Origin of the sequence: Pseudonocardia sp. N23, assembly GCF_002583555.1 — a bacterium.
In the GTDB taxonomy this organism is placed as follows: domain Bacteria; phylum Actinomycetota; class Actinomycetes; order Mycobacteriales; family Pseudonocardiaceae; genus Pseudonocardia.
This window is the reverse complement of the sequence record NZ_BEGX01000128.1, coordinates 235,937-254,303: the sequence shown is the minus strand read 5'-3', so window position 1 is coordinate 254,303 and position 18,367 is coordinate 235,937. Positions and strand designations below refer to the sequence as shown.

The following is an 18,367-nucleotide window of genomic DNA, read 5'->3' as shown; positions in this document are numbered from 1 at the left end:
CGGGAGGAGCCGGTCGGTGAGGTAGCGCAGCGGCGCACCGACGACGGCCCCGGCGACGACCAGCAGCGCCGCGATCCCGGTGCTCACGGTGTGCCGCCGCGGTGCAGGGCGCGCCCGGCGAGCCGGGCCGCGGCGAGCCCGAGCCAGGCGGCGACCACCGCGGCGACGAGCGTCGCGGCCAGGTAGGCGAAGGCCGTGCCGATGCGGCCTGTGGCGACGAGGTGCTGGGCGTCGACGGCGTAGGTCGAGAACGTCGTGAAGCCGCCGAGGATGCCGGTGGCGAGGAACGGCCGGACCAGGGGGTGGGCGTCGGTCAGCTCGGTCACCGTCACGACGACGACGCCGATCAGGAAGCAGCCGAGCACGTTGATCCAGAACGTCGCCCACGGGAACGTGCCGGTGGGTGTGGGCAGGCCGAGCCCGACGGCCCAGCGGGCGAGAGCCCCGATCGCCCCGCCGACGGCGACGGCGACGAACGCCCGGCCCTGTCCCCGCAACGGCGCGAGGATCCGGTCCGATGGTGCGAAGACCCGGTCCTCCCCGCTCGGCGGCAGCGGTCGGCCCACGGTGCCTCCCCTCGCGCCGACCCGTCCGGCGCACCCCGCGCGGACTGTATCCCCATGCCTCGTGGCGTGACTCAACCCACGTGACCAGCGCAAGCAGTGTGCTTGCAGGAGCTAGCACTCGGGCGTACGGTCGAAGACGTGAGTGGAGGTGAGACACCGATGACGAAGGCCGACAAGAACGACAAGCCCGCCGAGAAGGTGGAGAAGGCCGTCGAACACGTCGGACAGGCCGTGGGTCAGGCTGTCGACGACATCGGGTCCTACATCCGCGCGCAGCGCGAGTCGGCGCAGGTGTCATTGCGTCAGCTCGCGAGGGTCACCGGCGTCAGCAACCCGTACCTCAGCCAGGTGGAGCGCGGGTTGCGCAAGCCGTCGGCCGAGATCCTGCAGCAGATCGCGAAGGGGCTGCGGATCTCCGCCGAGGCACTGTACGTCAAGGCCGGAATCCTCGACGACCGTCCCGCGAGCCTCGTCATCGACGCCGTGCTCGCCGACCCGCTGCTCACCGGGCGCCAGAAACAGGTGCTCCTCGACATCTACGAGTCGTTCCGGCGGGAGGCCGACGTCACCGACGTCGCCGCCCCCGTCGCGGACACCGTGACGACTGACGAACAGGGGAAGTGATCATCATGGCCGTAACGCTGCCGACCGCTGCGGACGTCCGAAAGGTCCGCGAGCAGACCGCCAAGAACGCCGCCGAGCGGGCCGAGCTCGCCGCGAAGCCGCTGCTCGCCGTGCTGGGTGCGGGTGACCGCGCCGTGGCCGGCGTGACGAAGTTCGCCGCCGAGGCGCGTACCCGCGCCGAGCAGCGGGCCGACGTCGTCCAGCAGCGCGTCATGGACCTCCCGTCCGAGCTCGACGGGCTCCGCGCCAAGCTGAACGCCGACGAGGTGCGCAAGGTCGTCGAGTCCGTGCGCGAGCAGGTCACCGCCTACTACACCGACCTGACCGGCCAGGGCGAGGTCGTCCTGGGGCGCATCCGCAAGCAGCCGCAGGTCGAGCAGGCCCTCAGCGTGCTGGGTGAGTACGGCGACAAGATCGACTCCCGGGTCGACGACCTCGTCGACGACGCCCACGACGCCGCCGAGAAGGCGCTGTCGACGGTGACCCGTCAGACCCGCTCCGTCGGCGAGAAGGCCGCCCGCGGCACGCAGGACGTCGCCGGCTCGGTCGCCCAGACCGTCGCCGAGGCGGGCAAGGACGTGGCCGAGGTGATCGACGAGGCCGGCGACGAGGCAGCTCACGCGACGCGGAGCACCACCCGGCGCGCCGCCAACCGGACCGCTCCGAAGACGACCCCGACGCGGCGGACGGCCCCGAAGGTCACCCCCAAGGTCGCCCCGAAGACGGCTGCGAGGACGACCTCGACGCCGGCGCCCAAGTCGACGTCGACCACGCCGAAGTCGGCCTCGACCACCGCGCCGAAGTCGGCTCCCAAGACCGAGGTCGAGGCGGAGGTCAAGGTCGAGTCGAAGACCGAGCCCAAGACCGAGTCGAAGCCGGCCGCCGCCAAGCCGGCGACCCGTCCGGGCTCGTCCGCCTGACGTCTCGACCGTGATCCCGGTGCCCCCGACGGCCTCGTCGTCGGGGGCGCCGGTGCGTCGGGCCACGCCGGGGCCGGGGATGTCACGATTCGCCCGACGCACGTAGTCTTGCGCGGTGAGCGTCCTCCGCCCCGACTATGTGGTGCTGTGCATCATCGGCCTCGTCGTCGCCGTGGTCTCGCTGTACGCACTCGTCCACGCCGCCCGGCAGCGCAAGGACGCGTTCGAGCTGGCCGACAAGCTCTCCAAGAACGCCTGGTTGGGCATCGTCGGCGCATCCTCGCTGTTCCTGCTGCTGATCCCGGTCATCCAGGTGATCCGTTACCCGTCGCTGCCCGGCGTGATCGTGGCCTTCCAGGGCCTCTACAGCCAGTTCACGATCTTCTGGCTCGCCGGTGTGGTCGCGACGTTGGTCTACCTGGTCGACGTCAAGCCCGCCGTGGCGGGCATCGGTCGGGGTGAGCGGTGAGCTGGTCCGTTCTGGGCTCGCTCGTCGCCGTTCCCGCGCTCGACCGTCCGGACCTGCTGGCCGACGCGGTCGCGCACGTTCTCACGACCCTCGACCCGGCCGACGCCGCGCGGATCGGCGTCGCCGAGATCGACCCGACGCTCGCCGACACCGCCGCCTTCTGCGAGGCCTACGGCTCACCGCTCGACGCGTCGGCCAACTGCGTCGTCGTCGCCGGGAAGCGTGGCGGTGACACCCGCTACGCGGCCTGTCTCGTGCTCGCGACGACCCGCGCCGACGTCAACGGTGTCGTGCGCCGCCGGATCGACGCGCGCCGGGCCTCGTTCGCGCCGATGGACGACGCTGTCGAGCTGACCGGCATGGAGTACGGCGGCATCACGCCCGTCGGGCTGCCGGAGGGCTGGCCGCTGCTCGTCGCACCCGAGGTGGCGGCAGCCGAGGCGGTCGTCGTCGGCAGCGGCATCCGCGGCAGCAAGCTCGCGATCCCGGGGGCGCTCGTCGCGTCGCTGCCCGGCGCGGAGGTCCTGGCCGACCTCGCCCGTGCCGTCGGTTGAGCGTCTGACGCTCAAGGTTCCCGCGTTCGCTCTCAGCAGACTTACTTGAACGCTGGAATGAGTTCAACGGTGTAAGCGTTGGTCGGGACATGACACAGACGCTGAAGCTGCCGGTGCTTCCGCTGACCGACTCGGTGGTGCTGCCCGGCATGGTGGTCCCCATCCGACTCGACGCGCCGGAGGTTCAGGCCGCCGTCGACGTCGCCGCCACTGCGGACGACGCCACGGAGAGCACGGAGAAGAAGGTCCTGGTCGTCCCACGGCTGGACGGCAAGTACGCCGCGATCGGTGTGGTCGCGGTCCTCGAACAGATCGGGCGGCTCCCGAGCGGCGAACGCGCCGCCGTCGTCCGCGGTGAGACGCGGGCACGCATCGGTGCAGGCGTGACCGGCCCCGGCTCCGCCCTGTGGGTGGAGGCCTCGCTCGTCGAGGACAGCCCCGTGACCGGGCGCACCCAGGAGCTGGCCAAGGAGTACAAGGCGCTCGTCGTCTCGATGCTCCAGCAGCGCGGCGCCTGGCAGATCATCGACGGCGTCCAGCAGATCACCGACCCGTCGGAGCTCGCCGACACCGCAGGCTGGAACCAGTGGCTCGACGTCGAGCACAAGGCGCAGCTGCTCGCCGAGACCGACGTGACCCACCGCCTCGAGCTGCTCCTCGAGTGGACGAAGGAGCACCTCGCCGAGCAGGAGGTCACCGAGAAGATCGCCGGTGACGTCCGTGAGGGGATGGAGAAGCAGCAGCGCGAGTTCCTGCTGCGCCAGCAGCTCGCCGCCATCCGCAAGGAGCTCGGCGACGACGACCCCGAGGGCGAGGCCGACTACCGCGCCCGCGTCGAGGCTGCCGACCTGCCCGAGCACGTCCGCAAGGCCGCGCTGACCGAGGTCGGCAAGCTGGAGCGGGCGTCGGACCAGAGCCCCGAGTCCGGCTGGATCCGGACCTGGCTCGACACCGTCCTCGACATCCCGTGGACGACGCTGACCACCGACTCCGACGACCTCGTCGCCGCCCGGGCCGTGCTCGACGCCGACCACGCCGGTCTCGACGACGTCAAGGAGCGGCTGATCGAGTTCCTGGCCGTCCGGTCGCGTCGTGACCGCAAGGGCATGGAGAAGGTCGGCGGCCGTGGCTCCGGCGCGGTGCTGGCCCTCGTCGGCCCGCCCGGCGTCGGCAAGACGTCGCTCGGTGAGTCGGTCGCGCACGCGCTCGGCCGCAAGTTCGTCCGCGTCGCCCTCGGCGGCGTCCGCGACGAGGCCGAGATCCGCGGCCACCGGCGCACCTATGTCGGTGCCCTGCCCGGCCGGATCGTCCGCGCCATCCGCGAGGCAGGCGCGATGAACCCGGTCGTGCTGCTCGACGAGATCGACAAGGTCGGCAGCGACTTCCGTGGCGACCCCACGGCCGCGCTGCTCGAGGTGCTCGACCCGGCGCAGAACCACACGTTCCGCGACCACTACCTCGAGGTCGACCTCGACCTGTCCGACGTCCTGTTCCTCGCCACCGCCAATGCCTACGACACCATCCCCGGCCCGCTGCTGGACCGCATGGAGGTCGTGACGCTCGACGGCTACACCGAGGCGGAGAAGGTCGCCATCGCGCGTGACCACCTGCTGCCCCGGCAGATCGAGAAGGCCGGTCTGGAGACCTCGGACGTCGAGTTCTCCGAAGTGGCGCTCGGCATGATCGCCGCCGAGTACACCCGCGAGGCCGGTGTGCGGCAGCTGGAGCGGGGCCTGGCCAAGGTCCTGCGCAAGGTCGCCGTGGGGCTCGACTCGGGTGAGGAGGCGCCGATCCACGTCGACGCCGAGACCCTGGTCAAGTACCTGGGCCGGCCGAAGTTCACCCCGGAGTCGGCGGAGCGCACCTCCGTCCCGGGCGTGGCGACGGGCCTCGCCGTCACCGGTGCCGGTGGCGACGTCCTGTTCATCGAGGCCACCTCGATGGAGGGTGAGTCCGGGCTGATCCTCACCGGCCAGCTGGGCGACGTCATGAAGGAGTCCGTCTCGATCGCGCTGAGCTACCTGCGGTCGAAGGGGCTGGCCGGCGACCTGGCGTCGAAGAAGCTGCACGTGCACGTGCCGGCAGGCGCGGTCCCGAAGGACGGGCCGAGCGCGGGCGTCACAATGACCACGGCGCTCGCGAGTCTCGCGAGTGGGCGTCCGGTCAAGTCCAGCGTGGGCATGACCGGTGAGGTCACGCTGCAGGGCAAGGTCCTGCCCATCGGTGGGGTCAAGCAGAAGCTGCTGGCCGCGCACCGGGCCGGGCTGACCGACGTGATCATCCCCAAGCGCAACGAGCCCGACCTCGACGACCTGCCGGAGTCGGTGCGCGGAGAGCTGAGGATCCACCCGGTGGCCGATGTCGCCGAGGTGCTGGAGCTGGCCCTGGAGCCGGCGCCGGAGCACGCCGCGGTCGCGTGACCCGAACGTCAGGAACGGCACTCTCCCACAGCCGGATTGCGGGAGAGTGCCGTTCCTGCGACCGGGCGCGGGCACCCCCCGGGGAACGGGCACCACCGCCGTTCGTTCGTGTCGGGGGCAGGGGCGCAGGGCTCAGCGCAGGACGACCGTCTTGTTGCCGTGCACCAGGACGCGGTCCTCCAGGTGCCAGCGCAGGCCCCGGGACAGCACCAGGCGCTCGATGTCGCGGCCCCGGCGGACCATGTCCGAGGCGGTGTCGCCGTGGTCGACGCGGATGACATCCTGCTCGATGATCGGGCCGGCGTCGAGGTCGGCGGTCACGTAGTGGCACGTGGCGCCGATCAGCTTCACGCCGCGGGTGTGGGCCTGGTGGTAGGGCCGGGCGCCGGCGAACGACGGCAGGAAGCTGTGGTGGATGTTGATCGCCCGGCCGCGCCACTGCTCGCACAGGTGCGCGGGCAGCACCTGCATGAATCGGGCCAGGACGATCGCGTCGGGCTCCTGCTCGTCGACGAGCTTGCGCACCTCCTCGAAGGCCTCGAGCTTGAGGCTCTCGCGTCGCTCGTCACGCATCCCGGGGAACGGGACGTGGTGGAACGGCACCTTGTGGGCGGCGACGACGTCGCGCAGCGCGTCGTGGTTGCCGATCACCGAGGTGATCTCCACGGGCAGCTCGCCGGCGGAGACCCGGCCGAGGAGGTCGTGCAGGCAGTGCGGCTCGCGGGTGACGAGCAGGACGGCGCGCTTCTTCTCGCCGGTGTCGGTGACCCGCCAGGTGGCGTCGGGGCCGAACTCGGCGGCGACCTCGGCAAAACGGGTGCGCAGCTCGTCGGCGTCGTAGGGCACGGAGTCGGCGCGCACGACCTGGCGGGTGAAGAACCAGTTCTGGTCGGCGTCGGCATGGTAGGCGGCCTCGACGATCCAGGCACCGGCGTCGGCCAGGAATCCCGAGATGCGGGCCACGATGCCGGTCCGGTCGGGGCAGCTGAAGGTGATCACGTATCGGCGCGACGCTGCTGGTTCCACGGCGTCGATCGTGCCACGCGCCGGATCTCACACCCCGGTGTCCCTGCGCACGTGCGGGAACGGGGGCACGCTCGACGGGTGAGTCCCGACGACGCACCACCCGCCCGTGACGACGCACCACCCGCCCGTGACGACGCACCACCCGCCCGTGACGACGCACCACCAACCCAGGTCGATGGTCCACCTGTTCTCGACGACCGTCGCCGCACGGTCGCGGTGGCGGCGATGACGTTCGCGACCGGCGCGATCGTCGCGAACCTGTACTACGCCCAGCCGCTGGAGGCGACGCTCGCCGAGCACTTCGGGGCGTCGTCGGGTGCGGTCGGTGCGGCCCTGACGATCATCCAGGTCGCGTACGCGGTGGGCCTGGCGACGCTCGTCCCCCTGGGCGACCTGCTGCAGCGCAGGCGTCTCGTCATGACGGTGCTGGCGGTGACGGTGGCCGGGCTGGTCGTCGCGGCGACGGCGCCCTCACTGGCGGTACTGGCCTCGGCGTTCGCGGTCGTCGGGGTGACGTCGGTGGCGGCGCAGGTGCTGGTGCCGTTCGCGGCGCAGCTCGCGCGGCCGGGCGAGGAGGGCCGCACCGTCGGCACCGTGATGAGCGGGCTGCTCATCGGGGTACTGGTGGCCCGGGTCGTGTCGGGGCTGGTGGCCGACTGGCTGGGCTGGCGCGCGGTGTTCGTGCTCGGGGCCGTCCTCACCGCGGTGTGCGCGGTGGCGTTGTGGCGGGCGTTGCCGGTGGTCGCGCCGCCGGTGCGGATGAGCTATCCGCGGCTGCTGGGCTCGGTACTGGGTCTGGTCCGCGACCAGCCGGTGCTGCGGCTGCGGATGGTCTACGGGGCGACGAGCTACGCCTCGTTCGGGGCGTTGTGGACGAGCATCGGGTTCCTGCTGGCGGGCCCGCCGTTCCACCTGGCCGACGCCCAGATCGGCCTCTTCGCGCTGTTCGGGGTGGCGGGCGCGCTGATGGCCCGGTTCGCGGGCCGCCTCGCCGACCGCGGTCTCACCCACCTCACGACAGGGGCTGCGCTGGCGCTGACGGCCGCGTCGTTCGTGCTGGTGTATCTGGGCGCGCACTCGCTGGTCGTGCTCGCGGTCGGCATCGTCGTCTTCGACATGGCGTTGCAGGCCTGCCACATCACGAACCAGAACGTCGTCTTCCCACTGGCGCCGGAGGCGCGCAGCCGGCTCAACACGGCGTACATGACCAGCTACTTCGTCGGCGGCGCGACCGGGTCGGGGCTGTCGGCGGGCATGTATGCGGCACACGGGTGGACGGGTGTTGTCGTGGTGGGCGCGGCGTTCCCGGCGCTGGGGTTCCTGGTGTGGCTGGGCGAGTCGATCACCCGCGGCAGGTCGGGCTCCGGGGTCAGGCCCGCTGCCGCAGCCACTCGAGCGTGAACGCGGTCTCCGACGCGAGTAGCCCCTCGATCTGTTCGGCGACCATGCTCTCGATCTTGCCGCCGATGAGCGGCACCCTGACCGTCACCGCGGCGTCGACGACAAGCTCGCTGCCGCCCTCGATGTCGGCCAGCCGGATGGCGCCCTCGGCCGACGCGGGTGTCCCGGGGATGCGGACGTCGACCGTGCCGGTGTAGCGGCCGGGGCCGGCGGGCGCGAGCGTCTCGGTCCGCTCGATCACGAGGTCGCCGCTGACCAGGCTGCGGACCATCGGGGGGACGACGTTCGCGTCGACGCCGTGGCGCAGCTCGTAGCGGGCGCCGTTGCCGTCGACGTGGTGCGACAGCAGCGCCGCGCCCGGCCCACCGAGGCGCTCGAGGCGCGCCTTCAGATAGTCGGGGTCGACCATCGCGGCGTAGACCTTCTCGGCGGGGAACTCCGCGGTGGTGCGGTGGGTGAGCTGGTGCGCCATGGGCGGAGGCTACCCTCGGCGCTCGTGCCGGTTCCCGACGTGGCCGCCCCGCCGCTCGCCACCATGACCACGCTCCGTCTCGGCGGTCCAGCCGACCGGGTGGTGACGGCCTCGTCGGCGGACGAGGTCGTCGACGCGGTGCGCACGGCCGACGACGCCGGTGAGCCGGTGCTGGTGCTCGGCGGCGGCTCGAACGTCGTCGTCGCCGACGAGGGTTTCCGGGGCACGGTCGTGCGGATCGCGAGCACCGGCCTCGACGTCACCCCGCGTGGCGACGGTTCGGTCCTGCTCACGGTCGAGGCCGGGGAGGACTGGGACGACGTGGTCGCGGCGACCGTCGCCCGCGGCCTGGGCGGGCTGGAGTGCCTGTCGGGCATCCCCGGGCGGACGGGCGCGACGCCGGTGCAGAACGTCGGCGCCTACGGGGTCGAGGTCGCGGACCTGCTCGTCGACGTCGACCTCTACGACCGGCGGACCCGCGCGGTCCGCACCCGCGTCCCGGCCGCCGACCTGGGCCTGGGCTATCGCACGAGCACGCTCAAGAACCGTGACGACGCCGTCGTGCTGCGGGTGCGGTTCGCGCTGCCGGGCGGTGCCGACAGCGCGCCGCTGCGCTACCCGGAGCTCGCCCGCGCCCTCGGCGCCGAACCCGGCGGCCGGGTGCCCGCCGCGGTCGCCCGCGACGCCGTGCTCGGCCTGCGCCGCTCCAAGGCCATGGTGCTCGACGCCGGCGACCACGACACGTGGAGCGCGGGCTCGTTCTTCACCAACCCGGTCGTCGACGCCGCCGACGTCCCCGACGGCCCGGCGACCGACGGCATGCCCCGCTGGCCGGCGGCGTCCGATCGGGTGAAGCTCTCGGCCGCCTGGCTCATCCAGCATGCCGGGTTCGGCCGCGGACACGCCGGTCCGGGTGGGCGCGTCGCGCTGTCGGGCCGCCACGTCCTGGCGCTGACCAACCGCGGCCCGGGCACGACCGAGGACCTCCTGTCGCTGGCAGCGGAGGTGCGCGGCGGGGTCGCCGACCGGTTCGGCGTCGTCCTGCACCCCGAGCCGGTGCTCGTCGGCTGCCGCTTGCCCTGAGCCCTCGGCGGTCGCGCCCACTGTCGGCGCCGCCGCGTAACGTCGTGCACCGGGCCGGGTGACATCGCCGGCCGTTCCCCGACGCACGCAACCGCCCACGGCGGTCGTACGTCTTCTGGACGGGGAGGAAGGTCGCAATGGGGGAGCGAATGCGCAGAATCCTGCTCGTCCTGGCCATCGTGGTGGTCGGGACGGCGGGGGCCGTCACGGCGGCCACGGCGGCGGGACGCGGACCGGACGGGGGCGGTGGGGGACCGCTCGCGATCCTCGGGCCGAAGGCCGCCGTCAGCTACACGCCGGCGGCCGACGCGACGGGGGCCAACCCGGCCACGGCAGCGAAGGCATCGGTCGACGAAGGCACGTTCGACGAGGTCGGCCTCGTCGACGGCGCGGGCAAGGCGGTGAAGGGCGAGCTGGCAGCCGACAAGAAGTCGTGGACGACGACGGCGCCGCTCGACTACGCCACCAGCTACCGCTGGAAGGGCACCGCCACCGGCACCGACGGCAAGCAGGTCCCGCTCGCGGGCGGGTTCGCGACGCTGAAGCCGGCCAAGGAGGTCCGCGGCACCCTCAACATCGGGGACGGTCGCACCGTCGGCATCGCCGCGCCGATCCAGATCCAGTTCAACAGCCACGTCTCCGACAGAGCCGCCGCGGAGAAGGCGCTGTCGATCACGACGTCGGCGCCCACCGAGGGCGCCTGGGGCTGGCTGCCCGACGAGAACGGCGGCTCCCGGGTGCACTGGCGGCCCAAGGAGTACTGGAAGTCCGGCACCGAGGTCACCGTGAAGGCGAACCTCTTCGGTGTCGACTACGGCAACGGCGCGTACGGCGCGAGCAACGTGAGCTCGACGTTCACCATCGGCCGGGCGCAGGTCGTCAAGGCCGACGTGAACTCGTTCCAGATGGTCGTGATGCGCGACGGGCAGCAGATCGCCAGCTACCCGGCCTCCTACGGGCTGGGGACCGACCCGAACCGCAACACCCGCTCCGGCGTGCACGTCGTCAGCGAGAAGTTCACCGACAAGCGGATGGTCAGCGAGCAGTACGGCTACGACGTCGTCGAGAAGTGGGCCGTGCGGATCAGCAACAACGGCGAGTTCATCCACGCCAACCCGGCGTCGTCGGGGGCGCAGGGCTCGTCGAACGTGACCCACGGCTGCGTGAACCTGTCGATCGACAACGCCAAGGCCTACTACGACACCGCCATCTACGGCGACCCCGTCGAGGTCACGGGCACCCCGGTCCAGCTGTCGGCCAAGGACGGCGACATCTGGGACTGGACGCTGAACTGGAACCAGTGGAAGGCGCTGTCGGCCCTCTAGCAGTCGATCAGGACCTTGCCGACCGTGCCGGCCTCCACGGCGTCGTGGGCGGCGCCGGTCTCCGCGAGCGGGAACCGGGTGAGCGGTAGCCCGTGCTCGGCGCCGACGCGCAGTGCGCCGTCGGCGAGCGCGGCCGACACAGCGGCGACGGCGTCGGCCTTCTGCCGGTCGGTCACCGTGTAGGTCATGACGAACTGCAGCCGCATGTTCGGGACCATCGCCGGCCGCACGGGCATCGTCAGCGGCTGGTCGGTGTCGACCGCGTAGACGGCGACCGTGCCGCCGGGCGCGATCACCTCGATGTCGGTCGCGATGTTGGCGACGACCGCGACGTCGACGACCACGTCCACCCCGCGCGGGCTTACCTCGCGCACGGCGGCGGGAACGTCGTCGGTGCGGTAGTTGATCACGTGCTGGGCGCCGGCGCGGCGGGCGAGCTCGGCCTTCTCCTCGCCGGACACGGTCGTCAGTACGGTCGCGCCGGCCCAGCGGGCGAGCTGGATCGCCGCGTGTGACACCGCACCCGCACCACCGGTGACCAGCACGACCGTCCCGTCGAGCGCGCCGGGGGACAGCCGCGACGGGCCGTCCTCGTGCGCGGTCAGGGCCCGGTGCGCGGTGAGCGCCGGGATGCCCAGCGACGCCCCGGTGTCGAACGACTCGCCGTCGGGCAGGGCCACCACCCGCTCCTGTGGCACGACGACGAACTCCTGCGCGGTGCCCTCGTCGGTCTGCCAGGCGACGTCCCACAGCCACACCCGGTCGCCCGCGGAGAAGGCCGTGACCCCGGCGCCCACGGCGTCGACGGTCCCGGCGCCGTCCTGGTTCGGCACCTTCGGTGCCGCGAGCGGGGCCGCGGTCGCGCCACTGCGCGACTTCCAGTCGGTCGGGTTCACCCCGGACACCGCGACCCGCACCCGGATCCCTCCCGGGCCGGGCTCGGGCAGTGGGCGCTCCCGCACCTGGAGGACCGACGACGGTCCGGTCCGCTCGTAGACGGCTGCTCGCATCTCAGGACTCCCGGTGGGCGCGCATCGCCGACGCCTGGGCGCGCGGCTTGATGACGATCTGGTCGATGTTGACGTGCGAGGGCCGCGTGGCGGCGAAGACGATCGTCTCGGCGACGTCCTCGGCGGTCAGCGGCGTGATCCCCTTGTAGACGTTCTCGGCCTTCTCGGCGTCGCCGTCGAAGCGGACGAGGGAGAACTCCGTCTCGACCATCCCCGGCGCGACCTCGGTGAGCCGCACCGGTTGCCCGAGGAGCTCGCCGCGGAGGGTGCGGTGCACCATGGCCTGCGCGTGCTTGGCCCCGGTGTAGCCGGCGCCGTTGTCGTAGGCCTCCAGCGCGGCGATCGACGTCACCGTCACGATGTGCCCGTCGCCCGACGCGACCAGTGCCGGCAGCAGGCCCTTCACCATCCGCAGCGTGCCCAGGACGTTGGCCTCCCACATCCAGCGCCAGGCGTCCTCGTCGGCGGCGGCGACGGGCTCCAGGCCCTTCGCCCCGCCCGCATTGTTGACCAGCAGCCGGCACTCCGGGACCGCCGCGACGAAGGCGGACACCGAGTCGGGGTCCGTGACGTCGAGACGCACGGCGGTGCCGTCGATCTCGCGGGCGATCGCGGCGCACCGGTCGACCCGGCGGGCCCCGAGGACGACGTGGAACCCCGCGGTGGCGAGGCCGCGGGCGGTGGCGGCGCCGATGCCGCTGCTCGCTCCGGTGACGACAGCGGTCGGGCGCTCACTGGGGAGGCTCATGCCGTCACCTTAGGAGCGGATCAGCGCAGGCCCTCCTGCGCGGTGCGTGAGCCTCGTCGCGCCGCCGAGCGCTGCCACCGGAAGACGCCGTAGCCGATGGCGCCGAGCACGGCGCCGGCCGCACACGTCGTGAACCAGATGTCGAGCGGCCGGTGCGCGGTGAGGTGCGCGACGTAGAAGACCACTGCGCCGGCCAGCCACAGGACCGTGCCGATCGGGACGATGAGGGACACATCGGACAGTCGCTGCGGCAGCGCCGGCGGGTTGCGCATGACAGCAGTATCACGGATGGGAACGAGCACATGACGGATCGGGCGGGACGCCGTTCCCGGATCTACCGTGTCCGCGTGCAGCGTCCGACGCCGGATGACGAGCCGGCCACCCACGCCCCTGCCTCCGGCGAACCCGCACCGACCGACACCGACGCCGCCGCTCCCGCCTCCACCGGGCCGAGGTCGGGCATCGACCGCTGGTTCACGCTGACCGAGCGCGGGTCGACCGTCGGGCGCGAGGTCCGCGGCGGCGTGGTCACGTTCGTGACGATGTCCTACATCGTCGTGCTCAACCCGCTGATCCTCGGCAGCTTCAGCCCGACCGGCCCCGGCGCCAAGGCCGACGTACTGGGCAACGTGCTGTCGGTGCCGCAGGTCGCGGCCGCCACCGCGCTCGTCGCCGGCGTGCTGACGCTGCTGATGGGCCTCGTCGCGAACATGCCGTTCGCGCTGGCCACCGGCCTCGGTATCAACGCCCTCGTCGCGTTCACCATCGCGCCGCAGGTCAGCTGGCCCGAGGCGATGGGTCTGGTCGTCGTCGACGGCATCATCATCGTCATCCTCGTGCTCACGGGGTTCCGGACGGCCGTGTTCAACGCCGTGCCGCCCGCACTCAAGGCGGCGATCGGCGTCGGCATCGGGCTGTTCATCGCGTTCATAGGGCTGGTCGACGCGGGATTCGTCCGCCGCCTGCCCGACGCCGCCAACACGACCGTCCCCGTCGGGCTGGGCATCAACGGCTCCATCGCCTCCTGGCCGACGTTCGTCTTCGTCCTCGGCCTGCTGATCTCCGGCGCCCTGGTCGCGCTGCGGGTGCGCGCCGGGATCCTGCTGGGCATCGTGCTGACGACGGTCGTCGCGATCGTCGTCGAGGCCATCGCGACGGTGGGCCCGTCCAACGGCACCAACCCCAAGGGCTGGAACCTGGGCTACCCCGGGCTGCCCGGGTCGATCTTCGGGCTGCCCGACCTGTCCCTCGTCGGCGACGTGTCCTTCGGGGCCTGGACGCGGCTGCCCGCGATCACCGCGACGCTGCTCGTCTTCACGCTGGTGCTGGCCAACTTCTTCGACGCCATGGGCACCATGACGGGCCTCGGCAAGCAGGCCGGGCTCGTCGACAAGGACGGGAAGCTGCCCAATGTCGGGCGCGCGCTGTTCGTCGAGGGCACGGGCGCGGTGGCCGGTGGTGCGGCGTCGGTGTCGTCGAACACGGTGTTCATCGAGTCGGCCTCCGGCATCGCGGAGGGCGCGCGGACGGGGCTCGCCAACATCGTCACCGGTGTGCTGTTCCTCGCCGCGATGTTCCTGACGCCGCTCTACGCGATCGTGCCGGTCGAGGCGGCGGCGCCCGCCCTGGTGATCGTCGGCGCGCTGATGATGCGGCAGATCACCGACATCGACTTCACGGACTTCCGGATCGCGCTCCCGGCCTTCCTGACGATCATCGTCATGCCGTTCACCTACTCGATCGCCAACGGCATCGGCGCAGGCTTCATCTCCTACGTGTTCCTCGCCGCCGTCTCTGGCCGGGCGAAGACGGTGCACCCGCTGATGTGGGTCGTCGCGGTGGCGTTCGTCGGGTACTTCGCGGTGGGGCCGATCGAGGCGCTGTTCCGCTGAGGTGGGGGAGCGTCCGGAGGTGCTCCTGATTTAGTTGCTGTACGATAAGCAACAGATGAGCGCTGTCGTCGACACCCCTGGGTTCACCCCGCCGCCCGCTCCCGCGCCACCTCCCGGTGACAGGCCCCGCGGCGGGACCTTCGCGTCCCTGCGGGTGCCCAACTACCGCCTCTACGCGGGCGGGCAGGTCGTCTCGTTGGTCGGCACGTGGATGCAGCGCATCGCGCAGGACTGGCTGGTCCTCGACCTCTCCGGCGGCAGCCCCGCCGCCCTCGGCATCGCGACGGCCCTGCAGTTCGCGCCCACGTTGCTGCTGTCGCTCTGGGGTGGCGTGCTCGCCGACCGGGTCGACAAGCGGCGGATGCTGATGCTTCTGCAGATCGGCATGGGACTGTGCGCGCTCGTGCTCGGCCTGGCCGTCGTCACCGGGTTCGCGGCGCTGTTGCAGGTCTACATCTTCTGCGCCGTCCTCGGCTGCTTCTCCGCACTCGACATGCCGATGCGCCAGTCGTTCGTCTCGGAGCTCGTCGGCCCCGGCCAGGTCACCAACGCTGTCGCGCTGAACTCGATGACGTTCAACCTCGCCCGCATCGTCGGCCCCGCCGTCGCAGGCGTGCTGATCGCCGCCGTCGGCAGCGGCTGGGTGTTCCTGATCAACGCGGCGAGCTTCGCCGGCGTCGTCACCGCCCTGCTGCTCATGCGGCCCGAGCGGCTCTTCCGTTCCGAACGCGTCCGCCGCGCGCCCGGCCAGCTCCGCGAGGGGCTGCGCTACGTTCGTGCACGGCCGGACCTCGTCGGCGTGCTCGCCATGGTCTTCCTCGTCTCGGCCTTCGCGATCAACTTCCCCGTGACGATCCCCGTGCTCGCCCGCAACGTCTTCGGCGGTACGGCCGAGTCCTACGGCCTGATGACGACGCTCATCGCCGTCGGCTCGGTCGTCGGCGCCACCGTGGCGGCCCGCCGTACCTCCGTCCCGCCCGTGCGCTTCGTCGTGCTGACGGGGGTGGCGTTCGGCGTGCTGCTCGCAGTCGTGGGCCTGATGCCGACGTTCGCGTCCGCCGGCGTGGTGCTCGTCGCGGTCGGACTCTCGGCGCTGCTCTTCACGACGGCCGCCAATGCCTTCGTCCAACTCTCCGTCGCGCCCGAGGTCCGCGGCCGGGTCATGGGCCTCTACATGATGCTGTTCCTCGGGTCGACGCCGCTCGGGGCGCCGCTGCTCGGGATCGTGGCCGAGCAGTGGGGCGGACGCGCTCCGCTGCTGCTCGGTGGCGCGCTCACCGTGGTGTCCGTGCTGATCGTCGCCGTCGTCCTCGCCCTGCGCGGGAGGGCCCGCGTCGAGCGTTCCCAGGCGGAGGCTTGCGCATAAGGCAAGGCTAGGCTAACTTCATTCCCGTCGCTTCGTGGTGGGAGCGGCGCGTCAGTTCGGGACACACGGGAGCCCCGGCCCAAGTGGCCGGGGTTCCCGTGTGTCCGGGCTCTGTGTCGTTGCGGCCCGGCGGAAATCAGGGCTTGCGTAAAGGAGTAGGTGAGGCTAACCTAAGACACGTTGCTTCGTGGTGGGAGCGGCGCGTCAGTTCGGGACAACGTGGGCCCCGGCCATCAGGCCGGGGCCCACGCCGCTGTCCGGCGCCCGCTGTCCGGCGCCCGTTGTCGGGGCCCGTTCACCGGGTCCGGGGCGCGAAGTCCCGCACGTGGTCGACCTCCAGCGTCGCGACGCCCTGCCTCGCGCCCTCCGGCCGGATCGCCTGCAAGCACAGGTGCAGCGGCCCGCGTGGCAGCAAGGCCCGGGCGTCGGCGCGGAACCACTCCCGCCCGTCGACGAGCCCCACCGCCGACTCCGCCGTCCACTCGACCGTCCACACGTGCCAGGCCGAGCCGTCGACGGGTGCCGATCCGCGGGCGGTCCCGTCGTCGCCGCGGACGACGTACCGGGCCTGCGAGCCGGCCAGCTCGACGAAACGGACCTGGCCGGCGCCGGGGCCGGTGCCGACGAGCAGCGCGGAGCCCGCCGACGCCGGGGCCCTCATCCGCACCTCCCAGCGCCCGTACGTCCGTGCGCCCGTCCAGCAGAGCGCAGCGGCGCCCGAGGGGGACGACAGCGTGAGGACACCGTCGGCCACCGACACCCGCCCCGCCGAGCGCACATCGCGGGCGGGCGGAGCGGTGTCGAACTCCGCGGCGCGGATCGGGGCGTCCGGGGCCGGCTCACCGGCACGTCCCGAGGTGTCGCTGCGGGGCGTGCGGGGATCGTCGGTGCGGCGGCTGTCGGTCAGGCGCGTATCGGTCGTGCGGTCTGCCGTCGGGGAGGTGGTCGGGGGTGGTGGCCGGTGACCGGGATCGGGAGATCGGTCGGGTGGAGGGACGGGTGGCCGGGGTCGGACGGCGGTCGGTGTGACGACGGTCGGCCGGGCTACCGGCGGTTCGGCGGCCGGCGGCCTGGCGGCGGGCGGGTGGTCGGTCGGCGGGAGACCGGGCGGGAGGCCGGCCGGAGGGATACCGGGATCGACCGGCGCCGGGTCCGTGCGCGGCGGATCGGCCGGTGCCGGATGGACAGGTGCCGGGTCGAGGGGCCCCGGCTCGCGAGGAACCGGCTCGCGAGGAACCGGGTCGAGAGGAACCGGGTCCATGGGGGTGTCCGGCGGCATCCCGGTCCAGGGCATGCCGTCCCAGGGCATGCCGTCCCACGGGGCCGCGTCCCAGGGCAGGGTGGAGCGGGAATCCTCGGCGCGCGGGGGCGGGTCGGCGGGACCCGCCGGCAGGACGTGCCCGACGGACAGCATCACGCCGGTGATCCCCGCCGACACGGCACGGTGGATCAGGCCGACGAGGTCGATGGTGCTCACGACGGTCTCCTGGGCGCGGTCGGGTCGGGCTGCGCCGCGGGAGCAGCCGGTGCGAGCAGCTCTTCGTCGGGTTCGGCGACGAGACGGTCGCCGTCGTGGGTCACCGGGACGCTGACCCGCACCCACGACGCCGCCCGTCCCGCCCAACCGGCGCCGTCGGGTGGCGGCGCCGACGACGGTGGGCCAAGCGCGGGCGCCGGGGGCGTGGCGTCGGCGGCGGGGAGTGGCCGGCAGGCCCGGACGTACGGCGTGACACGGACCCGGACGTCGACGAGAAGGCGCCCGTCGTCGTCGGTGCCGACCGTTCCGGCCAGGCTGATCTCGGCCCGTTGCCGGCCCTCGCCCGTCCAGCCGGGTCCGGGCCCGCCGCGGGTGAGGTCGCGCAGGCGCTCGGGCAGGTGCTCGGCGAGGACGTCACCGCGGCGGGTCGGGTCGTCCTCGTCCCAGGAGAGGTAGTCGGCGGCGAACGCGGCTGCCAGGCATCGCACCTCCGCGATATCGACGGACCGGCCGCGGATCGTCGTCGGAGGGCCGGTGCCGCCGTGATCGTCAGGACCCAGCAGGCCGCTCGTGTACGGGACGACCTCGGGGCCGGAGCTCTGTGCCGGGAGGACGGGGATGCTCGCGGGCCGGCGGAGGGACCCGGCCGGCGACTCCCGGGAACCGGCAGCCGATCGGCGGTCCGGACGTGGGGCCGGACCGCTTTTGCCGGGTGGCGTCGGCATCCGGCTGACGACGGGGAGACCGAGCGGATCGGTCGCGGGACCGGAGGGGTCGAGGGCACGGCTCCCGCTCGGGGAGGGCCCGCGAACCGCGCCGTACCGGGCCGCGGGGGGAACGGCCGGGTGGACGGCTGGGTAGGCGGCCACCGCGGTGGAATCGCCCGGACGCGGGCCGGCCCCCGTGTCGGGTCGCGCTGCGGGGTCGGGTCGTCGGGACGGTCGGACGCCCCGGGGGCCGTCGACCCGCGAGCCCCCGGCTCGGGAGCTGTCGCCCACGCGGCGGCCGCTCCGG

The 18,367-nt window shown here is 72.7% G+C and carries 18 protein-coding genes; 10 read left to right on the top strand and 8 right to left on the bottom strand.

Translation table 11 applies throughout. The annotated features are described in order from the left end of the window. Positions 1–83: 83 nt before the first annotated feature. Positions 84–566, bottom strand: coding sequence for a fluoride efflux transporter CrcB (gene crcB / locus TOK_RS29290; RefSeq protein ID WP_098961212.1), 483 nt, complete (start codon positions 564–566; stop codon positions 84–86). 159 nt (positions 567–725) lie between these two features. On the opposite strand from crcB, the gene TOK_RS29285 reads away from it, so the two are divergent. From TOK_RS29285 to lon, 5 genes are all read left to right on the top strand, one after another. Continuing rightward, positions 726–1,190, top strand: a complete 465-nt coding sequence (locus TOK_RS29285; protein WP_098961211.1) for a helix-turn-helix domain-containing protein — start codon at positions 726–728, stop codon at positions 1,188–1,190. Positions 1,191–1,195: 5 nt separating this feature from the next. Further along, positions 1,196–2,110 (top strand): hypothetical protein, encoded by a 915-nt coding sequence (locus TOK_RS33070; protein WP_172457847.1) that lies wholly within the window; start codon positions 1,196–1,198, stop codon positions 2,108–2,110. Between the two features lie 115 nt (positions 2,111–2,225). Next, a complete protein-coding gene (locus TOK_RS29275; RefSeq protein WP_098961210.1) occupies positions 2,226–2,579 on the top strand; it encodes a DUF2516 family protein in 354 nt (117 codons plus the stop codon). Further along, positions 2,576–3,133 carry a YbaK/EbsC family protein gene (locus tag TOK_RS29270; RefSeq protein ID WP_098961209.1) on the top strand — a complete coding sequence of 186 codons (558 nt, stop codon included), beginning with the start codon at positions 2,576–2,578 and terminating at the stop codon, positions 3,131–3,133. The genes TOK_RS29275 and TOK_RS29270 overlap by 4 nt, the downstream gene beginning before the upstream one ends. An 89-nt stretch (positions 3,134–3,222) precedes the next feature. Continuing rightward, positions 3,223–5,553 carry an endopeptidase La gene (gene lon, locus TOK_RS29265; protein WP_098961208.1) on the top strand — a complete coding sequence of 777 codons (2,331 nt, stop codon included), beginning with the start codon at positions 3,223–3,225 and terminating at the stop codon, positions 5,551–5,553. Between the two features lie 132 nt (positions 5,554–5,685). Here lon and purU read toward each other — a convergent pair whose 3' ends face one another. Next, the gene (purU, locus tag TOK_RS29260; RefSeq protein ID WP_098961207.1) at positions 5,686–6,552 is read right to left on the bottom strand and encodes a formyltetrahydrofolate deformylase; all 867 of its coding nucleotides are present in this window, start codon (positions 6,550–6,552) and stop codon (positions 5,686–5,688) included. Positions 6,553–6,657: 105 nt separating this feature from the next. On the opposite strand from purU, the gene TOK_RS29255 reads away from it, so the two are divergent. Then, the gene (locus TOK_RS29255; RefSeq protein ID WP_253258713.1) at positions 6,658–7,980 is read left to right on the top strand and encodes an MFS transporter; all 1,323 of its coding nucleotides are present in this window, start codon (positions 6,658–6,660) and stop codon (positions 7,978–7,980) included. Here the strand turns inward: TOK_RS29255 and TOK_RS29250 are convergent. Continuing rightward, a complete protein-coding gene (locus TOK_RS29250) occupies positions 7,949–8,452 on the bottom strand; it encodes a DUF2505 domain-containing protein (RefSeq protein WP_098961206.1) in 504 nt (167 codons plus the stop codon). The two genes, TOK_RS29255 and TOK_RS29250, sit on opposite strands and share 32 nt — an antisense overlap. A 63-nt stretch (positions 8,453–8,515) precedes the next feature. On the opposite strand from TOK_RS29250, the gene TOK_RS29245 reads away from it, so the two are divergent. Both TOK_RS29245 and TOK_RS29240 read left to right on the top strand, forming a co-directional pair. Beyond that, positions 8,516–9,535, top strand: coding sequence for a UDP-N-acetylmuramate dehydrogenase (locus TOK_RS29245; protein ID WP_253258728.1), 1,020 nt, complete (start codon positions 8,516–8,518; stop codon positions 9,533–9,535). Between the two features lie 137 nt (positions 9,536–9,672). After that, positions 9,673–10,860, top strand: a complete 1,188-nt coding sequence (locus tag TOK_RS29240) for an Ig-like domain-containing protein (RefSeq protein ID WP_098961204.1) — start codon at positions 9,673–9,675, stop codon at positions 10,858–10,860. Here the strand turns inward: TOK_RS29240 and TOK_RS29235 are convergent. The 3 genes from TOK_RS29235 to TOK_RS29225 are packed head-to-tail and all read right to left on the bottom strand — an operon-like array spanning position 10,857 to position 12,890. Beyond that, complete coding sequence (locus TOK_RS29235; RefSeq protein WP_098961203.1) at positions 10,857–11,870, bottom strand: NADPH:quinone reductase; 1,014 nt, start codon at positions 11,868–11,870, stop codon at positions 10,857–10,859. The two genes, TOK_RS29240 and TOK_RS29235, sit on opposite strands and share 4 nt — an antisense overlap. A gap of 1 nt (position 11,871) precedes the next feature. Beyond that, positions 11,872–12,618 carry an SDR family NAD(P)-dependent oxidoreductase gene (locus TOK_RS29230; RefSeq protein WP_098961202.1) on the bottom strand — a complete coding sequence of 249 codons (747 nt, stop codon included), beginning with the start codon at positions 12,616–12,618 and terminating at the stop codon, positions 11,872–11,874. 20 nt (positions 12,619–12,638) lie between these two features. Beyond that, positions 12,639–12,890, bottom strand: a complete 252-nt coding sequence (locus TOK_RS29225; protein WP_098961201.1) for a DUF2530 domain-containing protein — start codon at positions 12,888–12,890, stop codon at positions 12,639–12,641. 189 nt (positions 12,891–13,079) lie between these two features. Here TOK_RS29225 and TOK_RS29220 point away from each other — a divergent pair, with 189 nt between their 5' ends. Then, positions 13,080–14,510 carry an NCS2 family permease gene (locus TOK_RS29220; RefSeq protein WP_098961269.1) on the top strand — a complete coding sequence of 477 codons (1,431 nt, stop codon included), beginning with the start codon at positions 13,080–13,082 and terminating at the stop codon, positions 14,508–14,510. A 55-nt stretch (positions 14,511–14,565) separates the two neighbouring features. Beyond that, positions 14,566–15,876 carry an MFS transporter gene (locus TOK_RS29215; RefSeq protein ID WP_098961200.1) on the top strand — a complete coding sequence of 437 codons (1,311 nt, stop codon included), beginning with the start codon at positions 14,566–14,568 and terminating at the stop codon, positions 15,874–15,876. Between the two features lie 295 nt (positions 15,877–16,171). On the opposite strand, the gene TOK_RS29210 is transcribed toward TOK_RS29215, so the two are convergent. Continuing rightward, positions 16,172–17,353: a hypothetical protein gene (locus TOK_RS29210; RefSeq protein ID WP_098961199.1), complete on the bottom strand. Its 1,182-nt coding sequence runs from the start codon at positions 17,351–17,353 to the stop codon at positions 16,172–16,174. Beyond that, positions 17,350–17,841, bottom strand: coding sequence for a hypothetical protein (locus TOK_RS32135; protein WP_141566605.1), 492 nt, complete (start codon positions 17,839–17,841; stop codon positions 17,350–17,352). The genes TOK_RS29210 and TOK_RS32135 overlap by 4 nt, the downstream gene beginning before the upstream one ends. Positions 17,842–18,367 lie beyond the last annotated feature (526 nt).